The organism is Sneathiella aquimaris, assembly GCF_026409565.1.
GTDB classification, from domain to species: Bacteria; Pseudomonadota; Alphaproteobacteria; order Sneathiellales; family Sneathiellaceae; genus Sneathiella; species Sneathiella aquimaris.
The window spans coordinates 1122537-1134977 of the sequence record NZ_CP112881.1; the positions used below are offsets into that span (position 1 = coordinate 1122537).

Consider the following 12441-nt stretch of genomic DNA (forward strand, 5'->3'; position numbering starts at 1 on the left):
CGAGTGAACCCAGTGTTGAGATTAGGTCTGATTGTGGCAACCATTAGTGTTGCCATTGATCAGGTCTTCAAAATTCAAATGGTTGAATTCATGGCGTCACATCCCTACGGGATCGATGTGACGTCGTTTTTCCGGCTGGTTATGGTTTGGAACAGCGGTGTCAGTTTTGGCATGTTTGCAGGCGGTGAGGTGACACGCTGGATTTTGATCGGTGTTTCTTTGCTGATCTGTCTGGTGTTGGTCATTTGGATGGCAAGAACCCAGGATAAACTGCTTGGATTGTCACTTGGTCTGGTGCTGGGCGGTGCCTTGGGGAATGTCATTGATCGTCTGCATTATGGGCGGGTTGCTGACTTTTTTGATGTTGACCTTATTTTTATGCGTTGGCCTGCTTTTAACATTGCCGATATGTGTATTGTCGGCGGTGTTTTACTTATGTTGGTGCAAAGCTTGTTTTTTGACGAAAATTCGTCTAAAAAAGACCCGTAATCCAAGGGGGTATTCAAATGTCTAAATTATCGGGAATGACAGTTTGTCTTCTTCTCAGCACTGTTGTACTGACAGGCTGTGAGGGTACGCGACAGGCGTTGGGGATTGATGGCAAAAAAGCCCCGGATGAATTCGCGGTTCTGACAAAGGCGCCATTGATTATTCCGCCTGACTTTTCCTTGCGTCCGCCGTCTCCAGGTCAGCGCGGACCACAGGATTTCAAAGTACAGGAAAATGCGCGAAATACGTTGTTCGGGCGTTCTTCTTCAAGTGGTGTGATTACACAGGAAGAAGCCGCAGCCGCGGGAACGTCTGCCGGTGAATTGGCGTTGTTGCGAAAAGCAGATGCGGACGTCGTTGATCCAGCCATTCGCGAAGTTGTGGATCAGGAAACATCAACGCTTGCTGAAAATGATGAAACATTGGTCGAAAAGATCATGTTCTGGCAAACGCAACCTAAATATGGATCCGTTGTTGATCCGGTTCAGGAAAAGAAACGAATTCAGGAAAATGCAGCTTTGGGTAACTCACCGTCAGCTGGCGGGGATACCCCAACCATCGAACGGCGTAAACGGGCATTACTTGAAGGTCTTTTTGACTAGGCTTTGATTAACAAGGCACAGGAGATATTCCGAAATCTGTGCTTTTCATCAAAACGTTACCCTATTAATTGCATTCTGCACTTGCAATCCGTTGCATCATCTCCTTAATGAAGGAAGAGGATAAAGGGAGCCTGAACAGAATGAAAAAACTCGTTACCAGAGTTATCGTTTTCTGCGTTTTAAGTGGTGCATTGATATCTGCGGCACTTGCAGATACCGGCAAAATTCCAACGTTATTTGAACCAAAAACAACTACTCTTGAAAATGGGATGGATGTAGTGGTGATCGAAGATCATCGCGCGCCTGTTGTGACTCACATGGTTTGGTACCGGGCCGGTTCGGCGGACGAGCCTGCCGGGAAATCAGGTATCGCCCATTTTCTTGAACATTTGATGTTCAAAGGCACGAAGAAAATTCCATCTGGCCAGTTCTCTGCAATCGTTGCTCAAAATGGTGGGCAGGACAATGCATTTACCTCCTCTGACTATACAGCTTATTACCAAAATGCCAGTGTCGATAAATTGCCGCTTTTAATGGAAATGGAAGCGGACCGGATGACCAATCTGATTTTAAGTGATGACGCTGTTGGGGCTGAATTGCAGGTCGTTTTGGAAGAACGGTCTCAGCGGACGGACAACAATCCCAACGCCTTGCTAGGCGAACAAATGAGTGCCGCGCAATTTTTGGCCCACCCGTATGGAATCCCGGTGATTGGCTGGAGGCATGAGATAGAACAGCTGACAACGCAGGATGCCATAAACTGGTACAAAAAGCACTATGCGCCGAACAATGCAATTCTGGTGGTAGCGGGCGATGTTGATGCGAATGACGTATTCGACCTTGCAAGAAAATATTATGGCCCGGCTAAACCCATCGAGATAGAACCTAGAGTGCGTTTGCAAGAGCCCCCTCAACTTGCCAAGCGGATTTTGGTAATGAAGGATAAGCGGGTGCGGGAGCCGTCCTGGCGGCAGGTGTATTTGGCGCCGAGTGCGCGCACCGGTGATCTGGGTGAGGTTCGCGCCTTAGAGGTTCTAACAGAAATTCTCGGCGGAGGCGTAACAAGTCGGCTTTATTCCAGGCTGGTGATTGATGAGAAAATAGCAGCGTCAGTTGGAAGTTACTATCGCGCAGGCTCTTTTGATCCGTCCGGGTTCACGCTGTATGGCGTGCCTTCAAACGGTATTGAGTTGGAACAGTTGGAAGAGAAAATCGCCGTGATAGTTGCAGATGTTGTTGAAAACGGTGTGACGGAAGAGGAAGTCACGCGCGCAAAGAAGCAACTTCTTGCTGCGGCGATTTACGCGCGTGACAGCATCAGTGGTGCCGCAAATATTTTTGGTGGGGCGCTGGCCAGTGGGGAGACGCTGGATAATATTGTCAACTGGCCTGCACAGATTAATCAGGTGACCGCCGAACAGATACAACAGGCGGCGAAAAAGGTTTTTGTTGATCGACAGTCAGTCGTGGGACATCTCCTGCCGGAGGGTAAATAACATGGGAACTTTCTCAATGAAGACATCGTTTTTATCCGCCCTGGTCATACTTGTTGGTCTATTGCCAGTCCCGGCTTTGAGCGCTGATATTCAGGAGGTTACAACTAAGGGCGGTATCAAAGCCTGGTTTGTTCAGGAAAAATCCATTCCGATTGTCAGTATGGAAGTGGTCTGGCGCGGCGGGGCAAGTCTGGATGGTAAAGACAAAGCCGGCCTTGCCAGTCTCGCGGCCTCTACAATGGATGAAGGGGCGGGTGACCTGGACAGCCGTGCTTTTCAGACGCGACTTTCTGATTTGGCGATTTCATTGCGTTTCGATGCGGCAAAGGACAATTTTCAAGGGAGCTTGAAGACCTTGCGCGAAAACCGTGAAGAAGCTTTCCGCCTGTTTGGATTGGCGATTACGGATCCTCAGTTTGCCGAAGAGCCAGTCGAAAGAATTCGTAATCAGATTCTGGTCAACTTGAACAGAAAGCTTTCAGATCCGAATAGTCTTGCAGGCAGGGCCTGGTTCGAAGCCGCTTTTGATGGACACCCATATGCTGTTCCAAGTGACGGAACGGTGGAGAGCGTTAAACGTATTACCATTAATGATTTGAAAAACTTCAAAAAACGTCAGATCGCAAGAGACAATATGGTTATCTCGGTGATTGGAGATATTTCCAAAGAAGAACTTATGACTCTTCTTGATAAAACGTTTTTGCCCATTCCAAAAAAAGCTGAAATCAATACGCCTGAGATTGCGGCCCCGAATACTGAAAAAGGGGTGATCGTAATTGATCAGGACATCCCGCAAAGTGTGGTGGTCTTTGGTGGACAAGGTGTTTTAAGAGATGACGATGATTATTACGCGGCCTACGTGTTGAATTATATTCTGGGCGGCGGTGGGTTCGAGTCCCGTTTGAACAAAGAAGTCAGAGAAGAGCGCGGGCTGGTTTATTCAATTTACAGCTATCTTTATCCGTTACGGTCAGCCGGGCTGCAACTGGGCGGATTTGGGACAAGTAATGCTTCCGCCGGAGAAGCCATATCATTGGTAAGGGCCGAAATTCGGAAGATCCGCGAAAATGGTGTGACGGAAAAAGAGCTCGCCTCTGCAAAGACCTATCTGAACGGTTCCTTTCCATTGCGTTTGTCTTCAAACTCCAATATCGCCAATATCATGGTCAGCATGCAACTGCATGACCTGCCCATCGATTATCTTCAAAACCGGCCGAAGCTTATTAATGCAGTAACCTTGGAAGATATAAAACGGGTAGCCAATAAATTGATGGATCCTGATAATCTGTTGATAGCTGTTGTTGGAAAACCAAAAGGTCTTTGAATTATTCAAAATCTACAAAAAGTGTTGGGTGGCTTTAACTGTATTTGATAGGGTTTGACCACCAGTTTTTGATGCGTCTTCTTGTAACCCTGCCAACAATAGTAAGAAAAATCATGACCTATACGCAAAAATTCGACAATTGTTTTACAAAAGACGGTGACTATACGGATTGGGTTTATACAGCCTTCTCTAAAGCGTTAGCACGGACAGAAGGGATCGCGTCTTCATTGAGTGTGCTGAAGGATCAGGGGCGTTTGCCTATCCTGACACTTCCAGAACAAACAGAGGATCTGGACGAGCTTGAGGCGCTGGCCGACGAGATAAAACAGAATTATCGTTATGTTGTTGTCGTGGGTATCGGTGGCTCGTCACTTGGGGCACAGGTACTGGTCAGTCTGCGTGACCCGTCAAATGTCTATCCGAAACTGCATTTCTGGGACACTCTGGATTATCATGTCATGGCGCCGCATTTGGCTGAGGAAGATTTGAAAGACACCTTGTTTCTTCTGGTGTCAAAATCCGGCACCACTCCCGAAATTTTGGCGCAGACATTATTGGTCGTTGAAGCGCTAAACAATTATGGCGGCAAGGACGCTGTAGCAAAGCATTGCCTTGCTATCTGCGAGCCAACGGAAAACCCGCTGGGCCGTATTGCTGACCGCTGGGGCATTCGCCGGTTGGCACATGACCCGGACGTGGGTGGCCGGTTTTCCTGTTTGTCATTGGTTGGGGCGCTCCCGGCCATGATTGCCGGTATTGATATGCGCGCCGTCCGGAAAGGGGCATCGGACGTTTTGCAGGATGCTTTGGTCAACCCTGAAAGTAATGCGCGTGTAGGTGCTGCCAGTCAGTTTGCTTTGTATGAAATTGAAAATGTCGGTATCAGCGTTTTGATGCCCTATGCCAAACAACTGGAGCCCTTTACCCATTGGTTTCGTCAGCTTTGGGCCGAAAGTATTGGAAAAGAAGGCCGCGGAACAACACCACTTAACGCTTTGGGGCCCATCGACCAACACAGCCAGTTGCAACTATGGCTTGACGGGCCTAATGACAAGTTTTTTACACTGATCCTGAATAATGCGGATGACACCAGTCCTTTGATGGATGTGTCTCTTGCCGATGACGATCCGGCGCTGGATTATCTGAAAGACCACAAAATCAGTGATGTGGTGCATGCGGAAGGCTCTGCGACTGCGTCAACCCTTGCCAGCCGTGGCAAGTATCTCCGTCGTATTGAGCTGAAAAAGCTGGATGAGAAAACTCTTGGAGCGCTGCTCATGCATTATATGTTGGAAACGATCTTTACCTGTCATCTGCTTGGTGTTAATCCCTTCGATCAGCCTGCAGTGGAAGAGGGTAAGAAACTGACCAAAATGTATTTACGAGGCGAGGGATGACCCTCCGGCGTTTACCGGACAATATTGTAAATCAGATCGCGGCAGGGGAGGTTGTTGAACGACCAGCCTCTGCGGTTAAGGAACTGGTCGAAAATTCTATTGATGCAGGTGCCATGCGGATTGATGTTGTCATGCGCGAAGGCGGGCGTTCGCTCATTTCGATCACGGATGACGGAAAAGGTATGAGCCGTGAAGAATTGGAACTGTGTTTCGAACGTCACGCAACCTCTAAGCTTCCCGATGAAGACCTTGTGAATATCGAGCATCTGGGGTTTCGCGGCGAGGCAATTCCGTCTATCGCTTCGGTGTCTCGGATGAGGATTACCAGCCGCAATGCTGAAGACACGAACGCATGGACCCTTAATGTTGAAGGCGGCCGGCGGGGTGAGTTGGAACCAATTGGAGCTCAGCAAGGCACTCGGGTTGAAGTCCGTGATATTTTTTATGCGACCCCCGCCCGACTTAAATTTCTGAAAACAGAGCGGGCGGAATTCGGGGCGGCACTCGATGTCATGCGCCGATTGGCCATGGCCTATCCTGCCATTGCTTTTTCACTCTCTGACGAAAAACGGACGGCGTTGAGGGTTTCGGCCTCACAAGGCGATTTATTTGAAGCCTGGCTGGACCGACTGGGTTCCGTTATGGGCCGAGAATTTGCAGACAACGCATTGAAAATAGACGCGGAGAGAAATGGCGTAAAATTGACCGGTTTTGCAGGGGTGCCCACCTTCAACCGGGGTAATGCGACCATGCAGTTTATGTTTGTCAATGGACGGCCCGTAAAAGACAAATTGTTCACAGGCGCTGTCCGTGGTGCTTACATGGATTTACTGGCTCGAAATCGTCATCCGTTGCTCGCTTTATTCCTTGAGTTGCCGCCCGATCAGGTGGATGTCAACGTCCATCCCGCAAAAGCAGAAGTGCGATTTAGGGATTCAGGGGGCGTACGCGGTTTGATCGTTGGGGCGTTGCGAAATGCGCTGGCGGAAAATGGACACAGGGCGTCATCTACCGTCGGCGGACAGGCACTTGGATCATTCCAGCCCCAATCTATTCAAATGCCGTTGCAATCCCGTCCTGCACAGCCTGTGGGTATGGGGGGGTGGTCAGGCGCCATGGCTCCTGCCTATCCGGGGGGTATGTCTGAAGAGACCAGCCGGTATCAGGCTCCGATGGGCCCGGGTGCATCAGAAGAGCCGCGCCGCGAAGATCATCGGGATATCAATTTTGCGCCTGTTGCCCAGTCCGATAATGGACCGTCGTCGCATGGCGAGGGGGATGATTTTCAGGCTTTTCCGCTCGGGGCAGCCAGAAGTCAGCTTCACGAAACCTATATCGTTTCTCAGACCCGCGATGGGTTGGTGTTGGTGGATCAGCATGCTGCGCATGAGCGCTTGGTTATGGAGCGCATGAAGAAAGCCTTCAGTGACAAGACAGTTCCCCGGCAGATGCTGTTGTTACCGGACGTTGTTGAAATGGACGAATTGTCTGCGAGCCGACTATGCGAACGGGCAGATGAACTCGCTGATATGGGGCTGGTTGTCGAGCCTTTCGGTAATGGTGCTGTTGTTATTCGGGAAACGCCGGCCATGCTCGGGAACTGCAATGTGAAAGCACTTGTTCAGGACCTTGCTGATGATCTCGCTGAACTGGATACGACGCTTGCCTTGAAAGACCGGATGGACGACGTTTTTGCGACGATGGCTTGCCACGGTTCGGTTCGTTCCGGCCGGCGCTTGACGGTTGATGAAATGAACGCCTTGTTGCGGGAAATGGAAGTAACACCGCATTCAGGGCAATGCAATCACGGGCGTCCAACCTATGTTGAATTGAAGCTGACGGATATCGAAAAGCTGTTTGGTCGACGATAACGAGGGAAAACTGAGCCTCCACCGTTTATTGGATGTACCCAATCCTGATTTCGGGACAACGCGGAAAGGGAGGACAGATGACAAAATGGATCATTGCACTCACAGGACTGTTGGCTGTTGCTTTTGTATCTCTGCTTGCCCGAGCACATGACGAGCATTCGAAATACTCCAAAAGGAACATTATGACAGCTTTGCCTATGGGGCTATCCAGCTCTTTTACGGCAATCAAAAAATCACCATTTCAGGGTCCCGCGACTACTCCCGCAACGGAACATTCTACAAACGCGAAAAGGGACATCGGGGGCGAGATATCCTTGTTCCGGTAGGTGACGGTTTTTCCAGAAACAAACCGTCATGGTTCGAAAAGAAGCAAACGACTAAGCTTTTACCACTTTTCGATCTGAACATTCGCTTTTAATGAAAGAACGTTGATAATCGTTCGGCTTATCGCTAAAAGGCGAGAGAAATACAGCGGAACGATTATCAATGACAGAACGAGCAGTAAAAAATTTTGAAGTGGTTGTTATTGGTGGCGGGGCCGCGGGCCTTATGTGTGCTATCGAGGCAGGCAAAAGGGGCAAAACTGTCCTACTTCTTGAAAAATCAGATAAAGTTGGCAAGAAAATTCTGATTTCCGGGGGCGGACGTTGCAATTTTACCAATCTTTTTACGGCGCCGGATCGATATCTTTCTGAAAATAAACATTTCCATAAATCGGCATTTAAACAGTATCCGCAGCAACGTTTTATCGATCTTGTGGAAAAATATGGCATCGCCTATCACGAAAAAAAGCTGGGCCAGCTTTTTTGTGATAATACGGCGTCTCAGATCACTGAAATGCTTTTGCAGGAGTGCGATGCGGCCAATGTTGCCGTCTGGTGTGATGCAGGTGCTGACAGAATTGAACGTCACGCCCCCAAAGGCTTTAGCATTCGGATCGGTACGGAACAGGTGAACGCGTCCTCTGTGGTTATTGCGACGGGTGGGTTGTCTATTCCAAAAATGGGCGCCAATGATTTTGCGCACCGGATGGCGAGCAGTTTCGGTCTTTCCCTTACGCCGATGAAGCCGGGATTGGTGCCCTTTACGTTCGATGTGCCGGATATGCAGCGCTTCGCGGGCCTGTCAGGTGTTTCGGCTGATGTGATCGCGAAAACCGGAAAAACATCCTTTCGCGAGAATGTCCTGTTTACTCACCGGGGGGTCAGTGGTCCTGCTATTTTGCAAATTTCTTCTTTTTGGGAAAACGGTAAAGCTATTCATCTTGATTTTCTACCCGATGAAGATTTGCTGTCGCAGCTTAAATCCCAACGGCAGGAAAACCCCAAAGGCAGTGTTATCAAATTTATGAACCGGTATCTGGCGTCCCGCCTGGTCGAAAAACTGTTGGAGAAAACACCACCATTGCCTGAATTTGGAAATTGTTCAGACAGACTTCTGTCTCAGGTAACCGCAGCTATAAAAGACGTTTCAATTACGCCCAATGGAACTGAAGGGTACCGGAAAGCGGAAGTTACTTTGGGCGGTGTGAGCACAGCGTGCCTGAATTCAAAAACAATGGAAACAAAAGAGGTGCCCGGTCTTTATTTTGTCGGTGAAGCTGTCGATGTAACAGGCTTTCTGGGAGGCTATAATTTTCAATGGGCATGGTCTTCTGGGTATGTCGCGGGGCAAAATGTCTAACCTTTCGAAAAAAGACTGGGAGTCTCTTTGCCCAGAACTGACCATTGAGGAGGCATATACGTTTCCGCAAATTGATTTCTCTGACGACAGACTGGATGACATCGCAACGGGTGTTTGGGGTAACGGGTTTATTCATGAAAAACCGGTTTTTAGCCAAGAACAGCTGCATCCTCTCCTGAAGGCCTTGACTTTGATGCAGGCAAAAGGAATTCCACCTGTTTACATCTATGTTTTTGATCAACCCTGGTATTTGTTCAAGCAGTTAAATCAGCTCATTGGCCATTTCCTTGGCGATGAATATGCCTTGTTGCCAAACCTGTGGGCCTGGTATTTCGATGCACCGGGGGAGCGGGGATGGCGGCCGCATCAGGATTGTCATTTGGAAACGGTTTTTGATTTGGGCGGGGACAAAATGCTGATGAGTTTGTCTTTATGGATACCCTTGACTGATTGCACAGAAGAAAATGGCTGCATGTTCGTATTACCGCGAGAGAAAGAACATGTTTTGCGGGACAATCCTGAAATGGAACAGGCTTTACTGGAACCGTATGCTCAGCCCTTACCCGCGGCGGCGGGGTCTGTTCTTGGGTGGCCGCAGGATCTTGTGCATTGGGGCGGAACCTTTAAGGAGGGGGCTGTGCCCCCACGCGCCAGTCTTTCTCTGGAGTTTCAAAACACGGCATTTGATCCGCTGGTTGCCCCATTTCTGGATGCGGGCGCACCGCCAGTATTTCAGGAAAGGTTAAGTCTAATTCAGGGCCAATATGAAAAATACAAACATATTGTCTCCGAAAATGAAGTCAGTTTTTTCGCAGAAAAATAAGCTTTGCAGCCCCGTATTTGCGTTCATCCAGGGTCTCAAAACGATCGGGAACATCCAATTTATCTTTCGTCGCAAGTTCGATGACAATAATGGTGTTTTCTTTTAACCACCCGCCCTTGTCGAGACCTTCCAGACAGGGTAGCGCAAGATTTTCTCCATAAGGTGGGTCCATCAGTACCAGATCGGCGGGATAGCCAGCATTGCCAGGCAGATTGCCATTTCGATTGAGAATATCGGCTTTTCCGCGTCCATCAACCAACGCAACATTTTCTTTGATCAGTTTTAGGCTGGCTGGGTGATTGTCCACAAATGTGACATGGCTCGCCCCGCGTGAAAGCGCCTCAACACCGAGGGAGCCGGTACCGGCAAAAACATCAACGACCCGAACGCCAAGCGGTAACGCACCATTCGTCGTACGGTAGTCACTACCATGGGCCAGAATATTGAATAATGCCTCGCGCGTGCGGTCTGCGGTCGGGCGAATACGTTTGTCTTCTGGGAAAAAAAGTTTCTTACCGCGAAATTCGCCGCCAACAATACGCATCAGGATTTTTTCCCAGACCGGTTTCTGGACGGCGCCGGGCGTTTGCCTTGCATGCTACCGGGTTTGTGAGGCTGTGACCTGGCACCTCTTTTTTCAGTGGGCTTTGGTCCGCCTTTGGTCCGCAGAGTGGGCCTTCCTCGCCGGTTCTTATCGGTTATTTCCGGTGTTTCGTCGTCTTCTTCTTCAAATTTTTCGACACCCATTTGGTCCCGCAGGATTTTCGATTTTACTTCTTCAACCTTACCGTCTTCCAACTCCCCAAGCTGCAGTGGTCCATATGAAACCCGGATCAACCTTAGAACTGTGTAGCCTAAGAATTCCATGACTTTCCGGATTTCCCTGTTTTTTCCTTCGCGCAGGGAAATGGTTAGCCAGGAATTTGCACCTTTTGTACTATCAAGATCGGCTTCGATTGCGCCATATTTAACGCCTTCGACGGTCACGCCTTTGCGCAACAGTTGCAGATCACGTTCTTTGGGGTGTCCGTGCACACGTACACGATATTTGCGTTTCCAGCCTGTTGCAGGGAGTTCCAGACGACGCGCAAGTTCTCCATCATTAGTTAAAAGAAGAAGCCCTTCCGAGTTTAAGTCCAGGCGGCCCACAGAGATGACACGCGGCATATCCTCAGGCAGCTTGTCAAACACTGTGTCGCGGCCTTTTTCGTCTTTGTGGCTTGTTACCAAGCCCACGGGTTTATGGTAGCGCCAAAGGCGAGGACGCTCCTTTTTGGGGAGCGGATTACCATCAACAATGATCGTGTCCGTTGGCGACACAGTAAAAGCTGGGCTATCCAGTTTGGTACCGTTCACAACTACACGGCCTGCCGCAATCCAGCGTTCCGCATCCCGGCGTGAACACAATCCTGCCCGGGCCATCCGCTTTGCAATGCGTTCTTTTTTTTCAGTCTCATCAGTCATGTTATTTTGCCGCTTCCTGAATAAACGCTTCCATAATTTTTCGGTCCCCGTCTGAAATCAAATATTCGGGGTGCCATTGCACGCCAAGGCAAAACCGGTACCGATTGTCTTCGATACCTTCAATAACGCCATCGGATGCAGTAGCATTCACCGTAATGTTTTCTGATACATCTTTTGCAGCCTGATGGTGCGCGCTGTTAACGGGAAGAGTGGTTGTGCCCACAATTCGGTGAAGAAGCGTTCCTTCCCGGACGCTGACATTATGACCAGCTTCGGTTCGGGGGTTGGGCTGTTCGTGGGCGAGGGCATTTTCCACTTCATCCGGGATATGCTGGATGAGCGTACCGCCCAGAATGACATGCAAAAGTTGCTGCCCGCCGCAAATACCCAGAACGGGTTTGTCTGCTTTCAGCATGGCCTCTGCCATGTTGCGCTCAAACGCTGTTCTTTTGTCCTTGGTCACGACAGTCGAATGCCGTGATGTGGCACCAAACATCGCGGGGTCCACATCAAAGGCGCCGCCCGTCACGACCAGCCCATCAATCAGATCAAGATATTGATCCGTCATCTCGGGTTCATGAGGCAGGGCAATCGGTAGACCCCCGTTTTGGGTAATGACATCCGCATAATTTTGGCGCAAGGCATACCAGGGCATGTTCGAATAGGCACCCGGATCCTCAGAATCCAGAGTTATGCCAATAATAGGTTTTTTCATGCTTTCTTTTAAGCCTCCCGGCGAAATGAAACAAGCGATGAGACAGGCTATCAGGAAAAAATGAATGAAATATGGTTGTCACTTGACGCAAACCCATAATCTCGGCACTTTTGTGGGATGGATCTGGAACTTACAAATTTTATGGAAAATGCACTGCACACCGCAGAAATAGCGGCGAAGCAGGGTGAGGTCCCTGTTGGGGCTATTGTGGTTGATTCTAAAACAGGGCGCATTGTTGCGACAAATGGAAATCAGATGGTGGGGCGTCACGATCCAACTGCTCACGCTGAAATGCTTGCAATTCGTGCTGCGGCTAATATGGTTGGTAGCCAAAGGCTGACCGATTGTGATCTGTATGTGACCTTGGAGCCCTGTGCCATGTGCGCGTCCGCTATCTCTCATGCGAGAATTCGTAGATTGTATTTTGGAGCGTTCGACCCAAAAAGTGGGGGTGTGGAACATGGCGCCCGAGTTTTTGATCACGCTACCTGTCACCATAAACCAGAAGTTTACGGTGGTATTGGCGAAAAAAAGTCGGCTGAATTGCTAAAGAATTTCTTTGCCACCCGGCGATAAG

General features: G+C 49.4%; 13 protein-coding genes. 10 read left to right on the forward strand and 3 right to left on the reverse strand.

Annotated features, from left to right (window positions below):
- Nucleotides 1-3: 3 nt before the first annotated feature.
- From lspA to OIR97_RS05140, 9 genes are all read left to right on the forward strand, one after another.
- Nucleotides 4-489, forward strand: a complete 486-nt coding sequence (gene lspA, locus OIR97_RS05100; protein ID WP_169544513.1) for a signal peptidase II — start codon at nucleotides 4-6, stop codon at nucleotides 487-489.
- Between the two features lie 17 nt (nucleotides 490-506).
- On the forward strand, nucleotides 507-1091 hold the full coding sequence (locus OIR97_RS05105; protein WP_169544514.1) for a DUF3035 domain-containing protein: 585 nt from the start codon (nucleotides 507-509) through the stop codon (nucleotides 1089-1091).
- A 140-nt stretch (nucleotides 1092-1231) separates the two neighbouring features.
- Nucleotides 1232-2587 (forward strand): M16 family metallopeptidase, encoded by a 1356-nt coding sequence (locus OIR97_RS05110; protein WP_169544515.1) that lies wholly within the window; start codon nucleotides 1232-1234, stop codon nucleotides 2585-2587.
- A 16-nt stretch (nucleotides 2588-2603) separates the two neighbouring features.
- Complete coding sequence (locus OIR97_RS05115) at nucleotides 2604-3911, forward strand: M16 family metallopeptidase (RefSeq protein WP_169544516.1); 1308 nt, start codon at nucleotides 2604-2606, stop codon at nucleotides 3909-3911.
- Between the two features lie 113 nt (nucleotides 3912-4024).
- Entirely contained in the window at nucleotides 4025-5308 is a 1284-nt protein-coding gene (locus OIR97_RS05120) for a glucose-6-phosphate isomerase (RefSeq protein WP_169544517.1), read from the forward strand.
- On the forward strand, nucleotides 5305-7179 hold the full coding sequence (gene mutL / locus OIR97_RS05125) for a DNA mismatch repair endonuclease MutL (protein ID WP_169544518.1): 1875 nt from the start codon (nucleotides 5305-5307) through the stop codon (nucleotides 7177-7179). The genes OIR97_RS05120 and mutL overlap by 4 nt, the downstream gene beginning before the upstream one ends.
- 77 nt (nucleotides 7180-7256) lie before the next feature.
- Nucleotides 7257-7505: a hypothetical protein gene (locus OIR97_RS05130; RefSeq protein WP_169544519.1), complete on the forward strand. Its 249-nt coding sequence runs from the start codon at nucleotides 7257-7259 to the stop codon at nucleotides 7503-7505.
- 160 nt (nucleotides 7506-7665) lie between these two features.
- Nucleotides 7666-8862, forward strand: a complete 1197-nt coding sequence (locus OIR97_RS05135; RefSeq protein WP_169544520.1) for a BaiN/RdsA family NAD(P)/FAD-dependent oxidoreductase — start codon at nucleotides 7666-7668, stop codon at nucleotides 8860-8862.
- Nucleotides 8855-9685, forward strand: coding sequence for a phytanoyl-CoA dioxygenase family protein (locus tag OIR97_RS05140; RefSeq protein ID WP_169544521.1), 831 nt, complete (start codon nucleotides 8855-8857; stop codon nucleotides 9683-9685). The genes OIR97_RS05135 and OIR97_RS05140 overlap by 8 nt, the downstream gene beginning before the upstream one ends.
- Here OIR97_RS05140 and rsmD read toward each other — a convergent pair.
- Genes rsmD through OIR97_RS05155 form a run of 3 tightly spaced genes read right to left on the reverse strand, consistent with a single transcriptional unit; the run spans nucleotide 9663 to nucleotide 11864 of the window.
- Nucleotides 9663-10229 (reverse strand): 16S rRNA (guanine(966)-N(2))-methyltransferase RsmD, encoded by a 567-nt coding sequence (gene rsmD / locus OIR97_RS05145; protein ID WP_169544522.1) that lies wholly within the window; start codon nucleotides 10227-10229, stop codon nucleotides 9663-9665. The two genes, OIR97_RS05140 and rsmD, sit on opposite strands and share 23 nt — an antisense overlap.
- Nucleotides 10229-11149 carry a pseudouridine synthase gene (locus tag OIR97_RS05150; RefSeq protein ID WP_169544523.1) on the reverse strand — a complete coding sequence of 307 codons (921 nt, stop codon included), beginning with the start codon at nucleotides 11147-11149 and terminating at the stop codon, nucleotides 10229-10231. The genes rsmD and OIR97_RS05150 overlap by 1 nt, the downstream gene beginning before the upstream one ends.
- A 1-nt stretch (nucleotide 11150) precedes the next feature.
- Entirely contained in the window at nucleotides 11151-11864 is a 714-nt protein-coding gene (locus OIR97_RS05155) for a gamma-glutamyl-gamma-aminobutyrate hydrolase family protein (protein WP_169544524.1), read from the reverse strand.
- Nucleotides 11865-12005: 141 nt separating this feature from the next.
- On the opposite strand from OIR97_RS05155, the gene OIR97_RS05160 reads away from it, so the two are divergent.
- Nucleotides 12006-12440 carry a nucleoside deaminase gene (locus OIR97_RS05160; RefSeq protein ID WP_181017890.1) on the forward strand — a complete coding sequence of 145 codons (435 nt, stop codon included), beginning with the start codon at nucleotides 12006-12008 and terminating at the stop codon, nucleotides 12438-12440.
- The last annotated feature ends 1 nt before the right edge of the window (nucleotide 12441 follow it).

Coding starts and splice junctions, on each gene's coding strand:
- OIR97_RS05160 (WP_181017890.1), top strand. CDS start 12,006: ATGGAAAATGCACTGCACACCGCAGAAATAGCGGCGAAGCAGGGTGAG.
- mutL (WP_169544518.1), top strand. CDS start 5,305: ATGACCCTCCGGCGTTTACCGGACAATATTGTAAATCAGATCGCGGCA.
- OIR97_RS05115 (WP_169544516.1), top strand. CDS start 2,604: ATGAAGACATCGTTTTTATCCGCCCTGGTCATACTTGTTGGTCTATTG.
- rsmD (WP_169544522.1), bottom strand. CDS start 10,229: ATGCGTATTGTTGGCGGCGAATTTCGCGGTAAGAAACTTTTTTTCCCA.
- OIR97_RS05140 (WP_169544521.1), top strand. CDS start 8,855: ATGTCTAACCTTTCGAAAAAAGACTGGGAGTCTCTTTGCCCAGAACTG.
- OIR97_RS05150 (WP_169544523.1), bottom strand. CDS start 11,149: ATGACTGATGAGACTGAAAAAAAAGAACGCATTGCAAAGCGGATGGCC.
- OIR97_RS05120 (WP_169544517.1), top strand. CDS start 4,025: ATGACCTATACGCAAAAATTCGACAATTGTTTTACAAAAGACGGTGAC.
- OIR97_RS05110 (WP_169544515.1), top strand. CDS start 1,232: ATGAAAAAACTCGTTACCAGAGTTATCGTTTTCTGCGTTTTAAGTGGT.
- OIR97_RS05135 (WP_169544520.1), top strand. CDS start 7,666: ATGACAGAACGAGCAGTAAAAAATTTTGAAGTGGTTGTTATTGGTGGC.
- OIR97_RS05155 (WP_169544524.1), bottom strand. CDS start 11,864: ATGAAAAAACCTATTATTGGCATAACTCTGGATTCTGAGGATCCGGGT.
- OIR97_RS05130 (WP_169544519.1), top strand. CDS start 7,257: ATGACAAAATGGATCATTGCACTCACAGGACTGTTGGCTGTTGCTTTT.
- OIR97_RS05105 (WP_169544514.1), top strand. CDS start 507: ATGTCTAAATTATCGGGAATGACAGTTTGTCTTCTTCTCAGCACTGTT.